General features: G+C 60.2%; 18 protein-coding genes. 7 read left to right on the top strand and 11 right to left on the bottom strand.

The window, feature by feature from the left end; all coding sequences use genetic code 11:
* Positions 1-3: 3 nt before the first annotated feature.
* A complete protein-coding gene (locus GSQ88_RS06875; RefSeq protein WP_159006632.1) occupies positions 4-930 on the bottom strand; it encodes an MBL fold metallo-hydrolase in 927 nt (308 codons plus the stop codon).
* Positions 931-1,046: 116 nt separating this feature from the next.
* On the opposite strand from GSQ88_RS06875, the gene GSQ88_RS06870 reads away from it, so the two are divergent.
* The 3 genes from GSQ88_RS06870 (at position 1,047) to GSQ88_RS06860 (ending at position 3,245) form a co-directional block, all read left to right on the top strand.
* Positions 1,047-1,934 carry a LysR substrate-binding domain-containing protein gene (locus GSQ88_RS06870; protein WP_159006631.1) on the top strand — a complete coding sequence of 296 codons (888 nt, stop codon included), beginning with the start codon at positions 1,047-1,049 and terminating at the stop codon, positions 1,932-1,934.
* Between the two features lie 76 nt (positions 1,935-2,010).
* Complete coding sequence (locus GSQ88_RS06865) at positions 2,011-2,796, top strand: 2-keto-4-pentenoate hydratase (protein WP_159006630.1); 786 nt, start codon at positions 2,011-2,013, stop codon at positions 2,794-2,796.
* A 17-nt stretch (positions 2,797-2,813) separates the two neighbouring features.
* Complete coding sequence (locus GSQ88_RS06860) at positions 2,814-3,245, top strand: hypothetical protein (RefSeq protein ID WP_159006629.1); 432 nt, start codon at positions 2,814-2,816, stop codon at positions 3,243-3,245.
* 42 nt (positions 3,246-3,287) lie between these two features.
* Here the strand turns inward: GSQ88_RS06860 and GSQ88_RS06855 are convergent, their stop codons facing one another.
* Positions 3,288-3,878: an NADPH-dependent FMN reductase gene (locus tag GSQ88_RS06855; protein WP_159006628.1), complete on the bottom strand. Its 591-nt coding sequence runs from the start codon at positions 3,876-3,878 to the stop codon at positions 3,288-3,290.
* 171 nt (positions 3,879-4,049) lie between these two features.
* Here GSQ88_RS06855 and GSQ88_RS06850 point away from each other — a divergent pair, with 171 nt between their 5' ends.
* Positions 4,050-4,646, top strand: coding sequence for a redoxin domain-containing protein (locus tag GSQ88_RS06850; protein ID WP_174247942.1), 597 nt, complete (start codon positions 4,050-4,052; stop codon positions 4,644-4,646).
* 260 nt (positions 4,647-4,906) lie between these two features.
* Here the strand turns inward: GSQ88_RS06850 and GSQ88_RS06845 are convergent, their stop codons facing one another.
* The gene (locus GSQ88_RS06845) at positions 4,907-5,707 is read right to left on the bottom strand and encodes an aldolase (RefSeq protein ID WP_502706703.1); all 801 of its coding nucleotides are present in this window, start codon (positions 5,705-5,707) and stop codon (positions 4,907-4,909) included.
* Between the two features lie 268 nt (positions 5,708-5,975).
* Between GSQ88_RS06845 and GSQ88_RS06840 the strand changes: the two genes are divergently transcribed.
* Positions 5,976-6,923: a sensor domain-containing diguanylate cyclase gene (locus GSQ88_RS06840; protein WP_159006627.1), complete on the top strand. Its 948-nt coding sequence runs from the start codon at positions 5,976-5,978 to the stop codon at positions 6,921-6,923.
* A 201-nt stretch (positions 6,924-7,124) separates the two neighbouring features.
* On the opposite strand, the gene GSQ88_RS06835 is transcribed toward GSQ88_RS06840, so the two are convergent.
* The 7 genes from GSQ88_RS06835 to GSQ88_RS06805 form a co-directional block, all read right to left on the bottom strand.
* Entirely contained in the window at positions 7,125-7,859 is a 735-nt protein-coding gene (locus tag GSQ88_RS06835) for an amino acid ABC transporter ATP-binding protein (RefSeq protein WP_159006626.1), read from the bottom strand.
* Entirely contained in the window at positions 7,856-8,506 is a 651-nt protein-coding gene (locus GSQ88_RS06830) for an amino acid ABC transporter permease (RefSeq protein ID WP_159006625.1), read from the bottom strand. The genes GSQ88_RS06835 and GSQ88_RS06830 overlap by 4 nt, the downstream gene beginning before the upstream one ends.
* 5 nt (positions 8,507-8,511) lie before the next feature.
* Positions 8,512-9,219, bottom strand: a complete 708-nt coding sequence (locus GSQ88_RS06825; protein ID WP_159006624.1) for an amino acid ABC transporter permease — start codon at positions 9,217-9,219, stop codon at positions 8,512-8,514.
* Between the two features lie 57 nt (positions 9,220-9,276).
* Positions 9,277-10,146, bottom strand: a complete 870-nt coding sequence (locus tag GSQ88_RS06820) for an amino acid ABC transporter substrate-binding protein (protein WP_159006623.1) — start codon at positions 10,144-10,146, stop codon at positions 9,277-9,279.
* Positions 10,147-10,170: 24 nt separating this feature from the next.
* Entirely contained in the window at positions 10,171-10,863 is a 693-nt protein-coding gene (locus GSQ88_RS06815; protein WP_159006622.1) for an HAD hydrolase-like protein, read from the bottom strand.
* Between the two features lie 63 nt (positions 10,864-10,926).
* Complete coding sequence (locus GSQ88_RS06810; protein ID WP_159006621.1) at positions 10,927-11,313, bottom strand: RidA family protein; 387 nt, start codon at positions 11,311-11,313, stop codon at positions 10,927-10,929.
* A gap of 4 nt (positions 11,314-11,317) precedes the next feature.
* A complete protein-coding gene (locus GSQ88_RS06805) occupies positions 11,318-12,487 on the bottom strand; it encodes a DSD1 family PLP-dependent enzyme (RefSeq protein ID WP_159006620.1) in 1,170 nt (389 codons plus the stop codon).
* Between the two features lie 239 nt (positions 12,488-12,726).
* On the opposite strand from GSQ88_RS06805, the gene GSQ88_RS06800 reads away from it, so the two are divergent.
* Positions 12,727-13,362, top strand: coding sequence for a GntR family transcriptional regulator (locus GSQ88_RS06800; RefSeq protein WP_159006619.1), 636 nt, complete (start codon positions 12,727-12,729; stop codon positions 13,360-13,362).
* 410 nt (positions 13,363-13,772) lie between these two features.
* Here GSQ88_RS06800 and GSQ88_RS06795 read toward each other — a convergent pair whose 3' ends face one another.
* Positions 13,773-14,204 carry a YybH family protein gene (locus GSQ88_RS06795; RefSeq protein ID WP_159006618.1) on the bottom strand — a complete coding sequence of 144 codons (432 nt, stop codon included), beginning with the start codon at positions 14,202-14,204 and terminating at the stop codon, positions 13,773-13,775.
* Positions 14,205-14,348: 144 nt separating this feature from the next.
* Between GSQ88_RS06795 and GSQ88_RS06790 the strand changes: the two genes are divergently transcribed.
* Positions 14,349-15,299 carry an AraC family transcriptional regulator gene (locus GSQ88_RS06790; protein ID WP_159006617.1) on the top strand — a complete coding sequence of 317 codons (951 nt, stop codon included), beginning with the start codon at positions 14,349-14,351 and terminating at the stop codon, positions 15,297-15,299.
* The last annotated feature ends 107 nt before the right edge of the window (positions 15,300-15,406 follow it).

Here is a 15,406-nt window from a genome sequence, read left to right as displayed (position 1 = left end):
CGCTCACCTCACCTCGTCGCGGTCGACATATCGGGGCGCGATCACGCTCTGGTCGAGCCGCGCCAGGACCTCGTCGAACATCTTGTATTGCCGCTCGACCAGCGCGCGGCCGCGCAGTACGCGGCCATACCCCGGCGCGATGGTCTCGATCGGATATTTGTCGAATACGGCAGCGAGCTTGCGGCGCAGTTCGGTGGTCTTGCCGCCTTCCATCCACCAATAGCGGGTGTTGAGCAGGAAGCTGCGGACGTGGTCGGCCGTCGTGTTGCACTCCTCCGCCGAGATCGACCACGGACCGTCCGGATTGTCGCTCCATTCGTGCGAGAAGCTGTCCGACGTGAACAAGGTCCGGGTGTCCTGGTCGAACATCCAGCGGGTGTTGATCAGGCGGATCGGCGCCTGGAACACGTCGATCGGCCTGGCGTCGCCGACGCGCAGGGTTTCGGCGCGCGACACCAATGTGGTCTTGAGCGAGTAAGGACGGCCATCATTGGCATCCGAGCGGCGGCCGAAATCGACCCATAACGCTGCGTCCGGATTGCCGGAGTAACACTGCTCGACATTGAAGTTCTGCGCGATCGCCTCGACGTTGCAGACCGACATGTATTCGTTGATGCGTAGTGGAAACACTGACAGCAGCGTGTCCGGTGTCGTCAGCGTGCGGATCTGCGCGATGATCGAGGCTTCGTGCGCGGACAGGCCGCTGTCGAGCAACAGCGCGCGATCGCCCTGTTTGATCAGATAGCAGTTGGAGACCGAATAGCCGCGCGCGTTGGCGGGATAGGCGCTGACCCGGCCGTCGAGCTCCAGCACATTCTGAAGCGCGTAGAGCTTGCCGTCCGCGATGGTCTCGATATGGCTCTTTTCGATGGTGCTGCGGCCAACCGGAAAGACCGGCCGCGCGGCCTGTGGTTTTGTCTGTAGATTCAAAGGCCTGTCCTTCCGCAGCGCATCACTGAGCGCGCCGATCAGACGAGCGGCCCCTTGCCGGGTCAAACGAGTTATTGTCTAACCATTGTGAGAAAAATGCACAGTCAGGCCAACTGATGTCGCTGCCACCGCTGAACGCCATCAGGGCCTTCGAGGCCGCCGGCCGGCTGGAGAATTTCTCCAGGGCGGCGGCCGAACTCAATGTCACGCCCGGCGCGATCAGCCGGCAGATCAAGAATCTGGAGCAGCACCTCGGCATCGACCTGTTCGCGCGGGTCGGCAACGAAGTGCGGATCACCGCGGCGGGAAGGCTCTATCTCGGTTACGTCAACGAGGCCTTCGCCAAGCTCGAAAGCGGCACCCGCGCCATCAGCGTCGACCGCGGCAGCCAACCGCTGCACATCTGGGGCTCGCGTTTTTTCATCCGGCTCTGGCTGCTGCCGCGGCTGCCGGACTTTCATTTGCAGTTTCCCGATCAGGAGGTGCTGATCACGACGGTGCGCCCCGACGAGCCGCTGCCGAGCGAGTTCGACGTCGCGATCATGCTCGGCAAGGGCAGCTGGAATTCGATGGGCGCAGAGCTGTTGCTGCGGCGGGTGCTGATGCCGGTGGCAAGCCCGTCTTATTTGAAGTCAGCGCCGCCGCTGCGCGCGCCGGCCGACCTCGAACAGCACACGCTGCTGGAAACTTCCGCTGGGCTCGATCAATGGGACCAGTGGTCGAAGCATGCGGGCGCCGGATCGCTGGCGCTGGCGCGGCGCATCACCTTTACCAGCACCGATCTTGCCTTCAGCGCCGCGCTCGATGGCCTTGGCATCGTGCTGGGACGGCGCGGCTTCGTCGAAAACGATCTGCGCAAGGGCAACCTGATCAAACCGTTCGAGCACACCGTCGATGCCGGCGACGGCTTTTACCTGATCACGCCGGATCGCGCCCGGGTGCCCGCCAAGGTACGCCAGTTCAAACGCTGGATCACCGGTCAGCTCGCCGCGGAACAGGCTTGAGGTAAAGCTGTCGTCGCCACAAGACTATTGTAGTTGCCACCAAACGGATATGGTTTCAAAAAAACGGGAGAGAACAATGCAAGAGACCGCGGCGCGACACGCGGCCGAAATGCTGCTCGCCGAGCACAACGCGAACACGCAGTTTCGGCCATTCGACCGGGCGCAAGGGCCCGCCACCATCGCCGATGCCTACGACATCCAGCGCCAATTTGTCGGGCTGCTCCGCGCCGAGCACGGCGACCCCATCGGCTACAAGGTCGGACTGACCTCTGAGCCGATGCAGAAATTCTGCGGCATCGATCATCCGATCGCCGGCGTGGTTCTGGCCAAACGCGAGCATCGATCGGGAGCGACCATCCGCCGTGCCGCATTCGGGCGGCTCGGCCTCGAATTCGAAATCGCCGTCCGCATCAAATCGGACGTGCCGGCAAATGTGTCGCCGATGACGGCCGAGATGATCGCGCCCTATATCGGCGGCGTTTGCGCCGCGATCGAACTGGTCGACGATCGCGCCGCGGATTACACCGGCCTCGACGTGCTCGCGCTGCTGGCGGATAATTCCTGGAACGGCGGTATCGTGCTTTCGGAACTGGTCACGCCGTGGCCGGACCTCGCGAACGTGCTCGGCAAGGCGACGCAGGACGGCGCGGCGATTGGCGAAGGCCATGGCCGCGATATCCTCGGCCACCCCTTCAATTCGGTGGCGTGGCTTGCCGCGCATCTCGCCGCGACGGGCGAAAGCCTCAAGGCCGGACAGATCGTGATGACCGGAAGCGTGATGAAGACCATCTTTCCCACCGAGGACGCGGCTTACGGATTCTCAATGGATGGGATCGGAGATGTCAGCGTCATCGTGCGGTGATCTTGAGGGCGACTGCAATGCCTGCGAGCTTCAAAGACATCCAAGAGGCTTTCGATTTCGCCGACACGCGTGGCGACTTCGGCGAGAATCGCGCCTTTCTCTGCCGGCGGACCGGCAAGGTATACTGGCACTCCGACTATTCCGACTTCGACGAACTGAATGATGAGCTGCCGGACGACATCGAGGATGAGGAAAAATATCTGACGATCCCGAACAAACGAGAGCTCGGTCTCGGCAAGCCACTGGTGCTGGACTTTGCACGCGAATATCTGCCGGACGATTTTGACGAGGTTCGCTACATCTTCAACAAGAGCGGCGCCTACCGGAAATTCCGGGCGCTGGTGACAAGGCGCAACGTCCTCGAACTCTGGTACGCGTTCGAAGCCAAGGCGACGGAACGCGCGTTACGCGATTGGTGCGAGCTCAATTCCATCATTGTGACGGACTGATAGCTGCCGCGCGAGGCCTCTCAGCCTCGCGACATCTGGCGGTCAATACGGCGGCTTCTTGCGCTGTCGCTGCATGCTGGCCGCTTCGACCCACCACATCAGATCGTCGGCGAAGCGCGGGAACGCCGCTTCGAGAGCCTTGCCGGCCTCGCCGATGGGCGCACCATCGGCCGTGAGGGCATGTCCGATGCCACCAACGGCAATCGTGCTTGAAACCACCACCATTCCCATCTCGGAGAGCGTGCCGTGCCAGGCGGTCGAGGCCCGTGCGCCGGACAAACGTCCGGCCGAATAGCTCGCAATCGCGGCCGGCCGCCAGAACCATTCCTCCAGAAAATGATCCGTCAGGTTTTTCAGCCCGGGCTGAATACCCCAATTATATTCGCCGGTGACGAATACGAAGCCGTCCGCATCGCGAATCTTGCCAGCCAATTGCGCCAGTTGCTCGGGGGCTTCTCCCGGAGGATATTCCTTGTACATTCGATCGAGCATCGGGAGGTTGACCGCCTTGGCGTCGATCAGTTCGACCGCCTCGCCTCGGCGCCGCAACCGCTCGACCACGAATTCAGCGAGGCGGATGCCCATCCGGTCGGACCGATATGAGCCGTAAAAAACCAGGATTTGATGGCTCATGGCGGTTTCCTCGGCGGCCACACGCTGGCAGCGCCCAAAACGAAACTGTCGCGCCCGCCTGCTTCACGCGGTTCGGCCAGACGAAACTTGCCGCACCATCTTATGTGCACCGTTGCCAGTTGCAAAGATATGCCCGCCCCCACGAACCAGCTCACACATGGAGGACTTCACATGCGATCCGATATGGCGCCGGGAGTTATTTTTCCCGACTATGAACTGGCCGACCATACGACGAAGCATCGAAAGCTCTCCGAGCTGCAGCAAGAGCAGCCGATGGTGCTCGTCCTGAGCCGCGGCGGGTTCTGCCCGAAAGATCGCCGTCAGGCAGAAGGGCTGTTGCAACTGCATCGCGAGATGGAGGTCGGCTATTGCCGGCTGGTCACGATCAGCACCGACAATATCACCGAGACCAGCGAAAATCGCAGCGGAATAGGCGCCCACTGGCCGTTCCTGTCCGATCCCCGGCGCGTTGTTCAGAAGGATCTCGACATCGCCGAATACACAGATCCCCTCCACAATCCCATGATCCCGCATGTGATCGTGCTGGAGCCCGGCCTTGTCATTTACAAGATCTACAATGGCTACTGGTTCTTCGGGCGGCCGACCATGGAAGAGCTGCGCCAGGACCTGCGCGCCGTCAGCAGGAAGTGCCGGCCGGATTGGGACATCACCACGCCCGAACTCAAGGCGGCCTGGCAGCAGGGCCGCAAGGAACAGTTCTATCCGTACGGCAAAACCTATCGTCAAACGCTCGGCGAACAGGATTAGGCGAAACGGCCGGGCAACCGATTGAATGTCGATCTGCTCGCCGGCAGGCTGCGGTCGCGGCCGGTTCGACTGCGTGCCGCCTCCTCCTAGAGCCTCTTCGGTTCTGATGGAATCAGAACCGGGCTCTAGACTCTTGTTTTGACGCGTTTTCTTGACGCGAACCGGTATCCACTTCGCTCGAAAACGCTCTAAAGGATGACGCTGGTGGCCGCGCTCGGAAATATGGAGCTCGCTAACACGCCGGCGCACAATATCCGCGGTTAGCTTCGATACGACGGCTCCTCGATATCGAGTCTCCTTTTGATAGACTCCAAATGCAATCTACCGGATTCAGCATCGCCGTCACGCATCTGCCTGGCTACCGCGGCAGCGATACTGGTTGCCACGGGCGTGACCTTACGGCCGGTCGACAGCGCCAACGTTTGCACCTGACAGGCTCTCTCGAGGTAATAGATATCGTCCCATGCTTCGGCAATGCTACGGCCCAATACCATAACGCCGTGGTGCTTCATAAAGAGAACATCCGCGTCGCCGATACTGCTTGCGATACGGTCTCCTTCTGCATTGTCCAGCGCCAGGCCACTATAGTTGCTATCGACTGCGGTACGGCCATAGAACTTTAGCGCTGTCTGGCCCGCAAACAAAAGCGGCTCGCCTTCAGTCATGGATAGCGCCGTTGCGTATGGCATGTGGGTATGAAAAACGGCTCTTGCTCTCGGCAGCCGATCATGGACACGCGCGTGGATATAGAACGCCGTTGCCTCAGGCGAACCGTCGCCGGAGACGACCCGCCCGTGAAAGTCACAGATGAGCAGACTGGAGGCCGTTATCTCGGCAAAAGCTTTTCCATACGGATTGACGATGAAGAGATCGTCATACCCTGGGACCAACACGGAGAAATGGTTACAGATCCCCTCTTCCAGGCCCAATCTCGCCGCCATTCTGAAGCATGCGGCCAGATCCATACGTGCCTTCATAACTTCGGGAGCATCGAGCGGTGGACGATTGGAGATGACCTCGACGGTGGCGTCGGGCTTCTGCGTGGGCATGGAGTGGGCCAAGGCTTGGATCCTTCAAAAAGACGCGGGGTAGTCTAGGCGGCGTGGCCGGGCTTGTCTGCCGTCACGAGGTCGGCCACGATTTGCGCCGTCGCCGCGGATAAAGTCCAGCCCAGACGTCCGTCCTCGATACAAGCGGCCCCCGCCGGCCGGCCGCTTGCCGAAATATAGAGTTCGTTAACACGCTAGCCCTAATTCTTAGACACGTTAGTCCTTGGACACATGGGCAAAGGACGCATGGGCAAAATCCCGGAATGCTGCCGCAACATCAATGAGAGATGAAGCAGACCATGCGGCCGCGGCCCTGTCGGATGCGGTTCGCGTGCGCCTCTACGACCAGGCCTTGAATCACGCCCGCATCGGCGCCTGGGAATGTGACCTCGAGACCGAGCGCCTGACCTGGACGCCGGGCGTCCACGACATCTTCGGCTATCCGATCGGCAACCCGCTGCGGCGCGCCACCATCGTCGATCTCTATGTCGAGGAGTCGCGGCGCAACATGGAACTCGCGCGTGCCGAGGCGATCCGGAGCGGCCGCGCGGTGACGCTCGATACCGAGATCAGGACCTGGCGCGGCGAAAGGCGCTGGATGCGCCTCTCGATCAACACGGAGGGAAACAACGGGCGGCCGAGGCGGATCTTCGGCGCCAAACAGGACATCACCTCCGACCGACAAGCCATGGAGTGCCTGCGGCGGCAGGCCGAAACCGATTCGCTCACCGGGCTCGCCAATCGCTCGGTTTTCCAGGCCCGTTATCGCGAGGTCGTCGGCGACAGCCTGAATCATGGCTTCGCGTCGGCACTGGTCCTGATCGACCTCGATCGTTTCAAGGACCTCAACGATACGCTCGGCCATTCGGCCGGAGATGCGTGCCTGTGCGAGGTCGCGCGGCGGCTGGGGCAAGCCTTTCACAAGGCTGGTCTGGTCGCCCGGCTCGGCGGCGACGAATTCGCGATCATCCTGCGCGCGCCGACAAACCCTGCCCGGATCGCGCATGTGCTGCGGCAGACCGTCGCGATGTTGAGCCGACCGTTGTTCTGGAATGGTCTTCGCCTCGAGGTCGGCGCCTCGATCGGCGTTGCTCTGGTCGGCCGCCCGCATCGGCGGCGGATCACCGAACTATTCGCCGAAGCCGACATCGCGCTCTATGATGCGAAGGCCGCCGGCCGCAACAAGGTCCACCTGGTCGGCGACGACGGCTACAGCCGGGCGGCGTAGGCAATCCTGGCCAGCCGGAACGGGGCCGTTCCGGGTTCGAAGATGAGTACCAAATGGCGCGCCATTCAGAATAAAACTACAAACTTTTATGTAATTGAAATTATTTCATAAATCGTCTTTGTCAAACCGCCCGCCGGCACGTTTTGCCACCACCGTTACCGTCCGCTGCCAGCAAACTCGCTGAGCAATTATCGCGATTGATCAATGCGACAATATCTTGTCGAGGAATAGTCGCGCTCGATCGGAGCGGGACTGCGGGTGACTGAAAAACGCCTCGGTCGAGCAATCCTCCACCACTTCGCCCATATCCATAAAAACCACGCGGCTGGCGACGCGGCGCGCAAATCCCATCTCGTGAGTGACCACCATCATGGTCATACCGTCGGCCGCGAGCGCCGTCATGACGTCGAGAACCTCATTGATCATTTCGGGATCGAGCGCCGATGTCGGTTCGTCGAACAGCATGATCTCGGGATCGAGCGCCAGCGCACGCGCGATCGCAATGCGCTGCTGCTGGCCTCCCGACAGATTCATCGGATACGCCGCTTCTTTGTCCTTCAGGCCGACCCGATCGAGCAGACGCCGGGCCCGCTCTCTCGCTTCCTCAGCGTGGCGCTTGAGGACAACGCGCTGCGCGAGGCAAATATTCTCGATCACACTGAGGTGCGGATAGAGTTCGAAATTCTGGAACACCATGCCGACCCGCTGCCGCAAATGGGTGGCCGATCGCGCTTTATTTCCGACATCGATGCCATCCACAAGAATATGGCCATCCTGGTAGGGCTCGAGTGCGTTGACGCACTTGATCAGCGTCGACTTGCCCGATCCGGACGGTCCGCAGACCACGACGACCTCGCCGCGCGAGACCGTCATCGTGACATCGCGAAGTACATGGTTTGCGCCATAGTATTTGTTGACGTGTTTGAACTCGATCATCGGGCGAATGTCCTTTTCAGCTTTTCCACACCGGCTGTCGCTGCAAGGCAGATCAGGTAATAGACGAGACAGGCAAACGCATAGGCTTCGATCAGCCGCCCGTCCCGGTTGGCGATGATGGTCGTCGCGGTCAGGAAGTCATGCAGCGAGACGACAAAGACCAGCGAGGTATCCTGAAACAGGATGATCGCCTGGGTCAGGAAGATCGGGATCATGGCGGCAAAGGCTTGCGGAAAGATCACGTAGCGCAGTGCCTGCGCCCGGCTCATGCCGCCGGCGAGCGCCGCGTTCAATTGCCCCGCGCGAACGCTCTTCAGGCCGGCCCGCAGGATTTCGCTGTAGTAGGCACCTTCGAATAGCGTGAAAGCGACGATCGCAGAGGTCCAGGCGCCGACCGGTCTCCCCAGGATCAGAGGCACCATGAAATAAAACCAGAAGATCACCAGGATTAGCGGAATCGCGCGAAACACGAAAACGTAAGCGTCGACCGCATAATTGCCGATGACGCCAGTGAACAGCCGGACCAGCGCCAGGGCGGTACCGACCGCAAGCCCGCCGATAACACCGATCAGTGTCAGGGTCAGACTGAGCAGCAGACCGTCGAAGAGAAAGCTGGCGTTTCGTACAATGAACGAATAATCCGGCATCGGAGTTACACCGCAACGGGTAAGGCCAGGGTCCGCTGCAGGCAGACCATGACCAGGTTGAGGACGAGCGCGACCAGTACGTAGAAGGCCGTCGCGGCACCAAATGCTTCAAAGCCGTGAAAGGTGAAATTTTCGATTTGCCGGCTCTGCGCCGTCAGTTCGAGCACGCCGATGGTCAAGGCCAGCGACGAGTTCTTGACGATGGACATAAATTCCGAGGTCAGCGGTGGCAGGATGATCCTCAGCGCCTGAGGCATAACGACGTAACGCAAGGCCTGCGCCCGGTTCATGCCGGTTGCATCGGCGGCCATCCTCTGCCCGCGCGGAACGGCCTGCAGCCCGGCCCGAAATAACTCCGCCAAGCGGCCGGAGGTATAGAACCCGAGCGCCAGCACGGCGGTCCAGAACTCGGGGGCCGGCAGATCCCGCTTGAACCACAGACCGAGCTTGGCGGGCAGTAATTCCGGCACCACAAAGAACCACACGAACATCTGCAGCAGCAGCGGAATGTTACGAAACACGGAAACATAGAAGCCGGAAAGTCGCAGTACCCAGCGCGACGATGACGTGCGGGCAATGCCGATCGTGGTTCCGAGTGGCAGCGCGATGAGCCAGCCCGCGATCGACAGCGCGACGGTCCAGCCAAGCCCGGTCAGCAGCCAGCCGGCGTAAGGCGCTCTCAGCAGAAGACCCCAATTCCACTGATAGTTCATGACGCAGCGCCTCGCGCTTCGATCACCGACAACAGCATCACGCCCGCGGGCCTATTTTTATTCGGCAATGGCTTCGATCTTGAACAGAGTGTCGACCTCACCTTCGATCGGCACGCCATAGGGCGTGATCCATTGGTCGTAAAGTCGATGAAGTTCACCGCTGGCGAGCAGCCGGGCAATCGTCCCGTTGACGATGGTCAACAGGCCGGAATTGTTTTTTCCGACCATGAAGGCCACCTGCTCGAACGACAGCGGCTTGCCGACAATGGCCAAGTCATCCTTGTTCGGCGCCGTGCGGAGCACACCGCCGAGCAAAACCGCATCATTGACGAATGCATCGACCCGCTGCGAGTTGACGGCGAGCAGCCCTTCCGCGTTGTCCCGGACTTGAAGCACCCGGACGTTGATCTTATTCCGATCCAGTGCAGCACGCACGTAGCGCTCGGCCGTGGTGCCCGCGGCAAGTGCTACAATCTTGCCATTGAGATCCGACAGGTCCTGGATGCCCGACGTCTTTTTCACCAACAGCCTGCCCTCGGCGAGCGCAACGGCATAGCTGAAGTCGACCTGCTCCTGACGGCCCAATGAATTGACGGTGGTTCCGCACTCGATATCGACCGTGCCGTTGGCGATCAGCGGAATCCGCGTTTGCGGCGTCACCGGCACATACCTGGTCTCGATGTGGGGGATGTTGAGCTTGCGGCCGATCTCCTGGGCGATCCTGTTGCAGATGTCGATAGAATAGCCGCTCGCCTGCTTGCTCTCGTTGAGATAGGCGAATGGCGCCGCACTTTCGCGAAATCCGATGGTGACGGCTTTGTTCTGCTGAATACGCGCCAGGGCGGTATCGGCTTCTTGCGCGCCGGCCAGCGCCGGCAGGAGAGCCGCCACGACGACGGTCAGCAGGCTGATCTTTCGAACGAACATCACACGCTCCTCGTTGCATTGCTCTTAGATGTGGACGACGCTGCTCAGGGATTGAATATCCGGGAAAATGAAATCCGGGCGTGGGACGGAAGCGTCGAGCGCTATCTGGCGACGGTTGATCCAGGCAATGGTCAATCCAAGCGGCTTGCCGCCGACGAGATCGGTGAATTGCGATTGCCCGGAGTGCAGGATTTCGTCCTTCGCGACGCCCGCATTTTCGATCAGGTAGCGAAACAGCGTGCCGTCGGGCTTGTAGCCCTGGGCTCGCTGCGCGGTACATACAAGGTCGAAGTTTCGCTTCAGTGGCGTCAACGCCAAAAGATCATCATCGATGTTGGACACCACCGCCAGTCTGTAATGGCGCGACAGTTGATCCAGCGTGCGGACGACATCGTCGTAAAGGAAGAAGCGCGGGAAGGCCTCGAAGTAGCGATCGATCAATCGGCTGTCGCCCACCACCTTGAAATGCTCAAACGTTTCGGCAAGCGAGAGTTCGCAGATCTCCCGATACGAGCGATATGGGCCCCAGTAATGCGCGATATTCCGATGTTCCCAATGCTCCCAGAACGCCTTGATGTCGAGATGACGCGCGCCGGCATCGGCCAGGATGCGCTCAAAGGCGCTATAGGAACTGTCGCGAACGCTGATCAGCGTTCCGAAGACATCAAACGACATCAGCTTCGGCCGCAGGCGTGTCGGGTGTATTTCGCTATTCATTAATCGAATTCCAGAGGATGCTTTGATTCTGAACGAGTGCGCGCCGCCGCACGCACCTTTGCTTCATCGGACGGCGATAGCTTCGAGTTCGATCAGGTAGCCGTGATGTAGCGCCGGAACCGGCACCACCGCGCGCGCCGGTCGATGATTGCCCAAGACCTCGGCATAGATCGCGTTGAACGCCGGCCAGTATTCGACGCCGACGAGATAGGCGGTCACTTTTGCGATGCGATCGCGGCCGAGGCCTGCTCCCTCAACGATCGCGATGATGTTGGCGAGCGCCTGGCGGGCCTGAACCTCGAAAGGTTGGTCCGCGAGTGACGCCCCATCGGCCCGCGCGGCGAGTTGGCCTGAGACGTACACAACGCCCGCGGCCTCCGCCGCCTGCGCGTAGTGCCCAAATGCTTGCGGAGCCGTTTCAGTTGCAATGGCCTTGATTGGGTTCGACATCGGATCACCATCCATAAATACGAGGCCAGATCGCGGACACGATCCGGTCGTGGTCGACGACGTAGTAGCGGTCATGTTGGGCGCCGGTGGCGCAGGCATGGTTGGGAAAGATCCGCACCATCGCGCCCACCGGAAGTTTCGGCGGAGACGATTGAGCGCCGGGGCGCGCAGCCAGAATGCCATGTTCCTGATTGGCGTCGATCATGATCAGATCCGGAATCGGATCGCCCGTGAGATCGCAAACCACGCCGTAGCCCTGATCGACCGTGAGACGCGCGGTGCCACGATCACGCGACATCGCCATCCAGCCGGCATCGACGATGATCCAGCCCTTGTCATGCTGATGTCCGATCACGGTTGCGAGTACCGAGAGGGCGATGTCCTCGATATCGCAGACGCCGATCCCCGCCATCACCAGATCGAAGAACATGAAAACCCCGGCACGCACCTCGGTGACGCCGGCGAGGTCGCGGGCGAAATGCGCGGTCGGCGTGGATCCCACGCTCACCTCCGGACATGGTAATCCCGCGGCTCGCAGCGCGGCGGCGGCCGCTACGATGCCGGACCGTTCCTGCTCGGCCGTCGCCTCGAACGACGCCTGGTTTTGCAGGCTGTAGGAACTGCCGGCATGGGTCATCACACCGCGAAGCACGGCACCGCCCGCGTGAAGCGTGCGCCCAACCGCGACGAGGATACTGTCCGGCGGCTTGATTCCGGACCGGTGGTCGTCGGTATCGACCTCGATCAGGACCGGAAGCGGATCGCGCCGTTCGGCGCTTTTTGCCGCCACCAGTTGCGCGGTTTCCAGATTGTCGAGAACGATCGCCAGATCGGCGCCGCGCCGGCGCAGGTCGAACACGTGATCGAGCTTGTTCGGGGCGATACCCACCGCATAGAGCAGATCCGTGACGCCGTGACTGAAGAAGTATTCAGCCTCTCTCAGCGTCGAGACTGTTGCCGGCCCTTGTGCGCCATCCATCACCAGCCGGGCGACATCAATGCTCTTGGCGGTCTTGAGATGCGGGCGAAGCCTGACGCCCAACGGTTGCAGATGCCGCTTCAGCCGCGCGACGTTCGCAACCAGCCGGGATTTTTCCAGCACCAGACACGGCGTCTCCAGAACGTCGAGCGCTAGACCGATCTCCTGGCGTGAGTAGGCGCCGGCGGATGACATGGCCGATCAATCCACGCGGCCGGAGATTGAAGTTGCGATAGCGATCGGACTACGCGCCGCAGATACGCCGATGCAGATCCGGCAAAATTGCATATTATATATAATCTTAAACGACACCGGCTTTGCCTTTTCCCTCTCCCATTGCACGGGCTACAGGATTATATATTATATGTCAAATTGAATTCGAGGAGATGTCCTTGCCAGGCGCAACCAGACCCAAACCGATCGGTAGCACGGAAATGATCGCCGACGCCCTACGCGGCGCGATCTGCAGCGGCGAGATTGCCCCCGGCGCACCGCTGAAACAGGATGAGATCGCCGCAGAGTTCAGCGTGAGCCATACGCCGGTGCGCGAGGCGCTCAAGGCTCTGGTCGCGGAGGGGCTTGCCATCTTGCATCACAATCGCGGTTGTTTCGTCTCGGATCTGTCGAGCACGGTCGCACGTGAACTGATGGAATTCCGCGCCATTCTCGAACCCCGGCTGGCCGGCTGGGCGACAGATCATCTGACCGAGCGCGATATCGAACACGCCCGCCTCATCATGGCGAAGATCGACAAGACCAGCGATCCGGCGCAGCGCTTGCGGCTCGCCACCGAATTCCACACCGTCATATACACGCGCGCCAACCGGCCGTTCTTTCTCGAGCAGGTCAGCCGCGCCCGCAACAATCTCAATCGCTATTGGCGATTAGCATGGGGTGACCAGACGTTCCCGGTCAGCACCCAGAACGAACATCAAAAAATATTGGACCTTTGTATTGCCAGGGACCGAGCCGGCGTGATGGCGTTTATCGAGCAACACATCATGACTTCAGGGGAAGTTGTGTTGCGGTACCTGCAAAAAATGGAATCAGATCAGACGGCACGTCCGTGAGATTGGCGAAGTAAAGTTCGCCGTTTTATTTTGGATGGTGGAAGTTTTGGCGCGCCACGACCGATGAAGATGGGCACTATTGCTTCGTCGTAGCGCTACGTTAGAACCGGCAGAGCTAACCCGGCGCGCGCCACGCGGTGGAGGCTGGAGCCGCTGCCACATCAGACGCGCCAGCTTTCGAACGCGCGTGCCACAGCGTCCGGGTCTGGTGCGATGACCGTTAGCAGCACTTGCGCGGCCTTGTCGGGACGATGCCTCGGCAGAAACGTCAGCTTGTTTCGTTGGCAGATTAGATCGAAACAACGCACCTCGCGGTTCAGTCGCGGTCGCCCACAACCGCCCTCCAAGCGCTTCGATCCCAATATGCTCTATCGAACGGCGACGCCTGACCGCACGAGCGACCTCATTCCTTATGATGCTGTAGCAACGGAGGAGGACTTCGTGAGCGCCCAGTTCGAATGCACGATGCGCCATTGGCCATCGACAAGACGATAAACCTCCGTCGTATTCCAAGCCTTGCGTAGCTTGTCGCCACCCGCTTCGTCCGAGTTAAAAGTATTGAGGTTGTAGCTCAACACTGCAAGATCGCCGCCATCGCTGACAATCACATGCGGGTTGAGATATTCGCTCCGCACGATATGCGGATTCTTATAAATCTTCAGGAGATGCTCGACCACGGACTCACGGCCAACAAGGATCCTCTCGACGACGGGGTCGAAATAGCTGATATCGTCGTGGTAGTTGTCGAGATAGCCGTGGCAGTCTCCTGCGCTCCAGCGCTCGTTGAGCGAGCGCTCCAGTTCGAGAATCGCCCCGCCGATCTTCTTCACATCCACCGCCATCTTTGCTCCTTCCAACACGATCAAGGGAATGGCTATTAGCGGCCAACTATGCGTCAATTAAAGGCATGAAACGGGCATTTTCTGATATAATTCGGACATATCGCCCGGACTCGTCAACCTAGACGACGCGGAAAGAGCTTGGAAATGACTCCGATCTCCCGACGGAAGGTCAATATCGAGCGCCTCAGCTATCAGCCCTCAAAGCCCTACCACTACGACTTGGAAATCTTTCGTGTGTCAAACCTCAAGCGAAGAACCCGCGCAGAGGCAATGCACCGGACCTACAGCTATGAGTTCTACATGCTGATCTGCATCACCCAGGGCCGCTGCATTCAGCTATTGGATTTTGAACCCGTTTCATGCAGTGCCGGGACCTTGCTCTTGCTGCGGCCCGGCCAGGCTCACAATTTCGGACTTGACGAAGGCTGGGATGGATGGATTATTCTGTTTCGCCCCGAGCTTCTTTTGCCGGCTGCTTCGTCACCTCACGATCTACGGCCAGGCTTCAATCTTGACCGTTTGCCTGAACGCCTCAGCCTGGACAGCGGGCAACTGAATCGAGCAACGGCTGCGATCCGTCGGATGAGCGACGATTCCATGCTCAACACCTTCTTGCGATCAAACATTCCTTCATCGGAGAATGTCGACCGCACTAATGAACTCACGGCCGATGTTCATGCGTTACTGCGCTATCAGTTCTACGCATTCGTGACCTGGCTTACGGTTGTTCACGGCCAGCGGCGGATACAGGAGCCGCGGCATTCGGGCTCCATGCAGCGCTTCAACCGCTTTCAGAGACTCGTCGAGAAGCACTTCGCGGAGTGGAACCAAGTCAGCGATTACACAAGGCACCTTGGCTGCACCGAGAGGAGCCTGACGCGCGCCACGACGCTGGCCGTCGGCATGAGCGCAAAAGCCCTCATTTCGAGGCGCATCAATCTGGAAGCCAAACGCCTACTGGTTCACACGGACTTGCCCGTGGGCGTCATCGCTGAAAGATTAGGATTTCAGGAAGCCACGCATTTCAGCAAATTCTTCAGGCGCGAGACAAGCTGCACTCCGAAGGAATTTCGAGCAAGGTCCGATGCAAAATAATCTGGAGCCTTGGGAATTACGGTGATGGGGTGGACGGCGCCCCGACCGGCATCGATGTGCCAAGATGGTCGTTGTCACAACCCATCTGAGGAGAGCCGTCCATGGGC

Origin of the sequence: Bradyrhizobium sp. S69, from assembly GCF_009766005.1 — a bacterium.
In the GTDB taxonomy this organism is placed as follows: Bacteria; Pseudomonadota; Alphaproteobacteria; order Rhizobiales; family Xanthobacteraceae; genus Bradyrhizobium.
The sequence above is the reverse complement of the archived record's forward strand: the minus strand, read 5'-3'. Positions and strand labels throughout refer to the sequence as shown.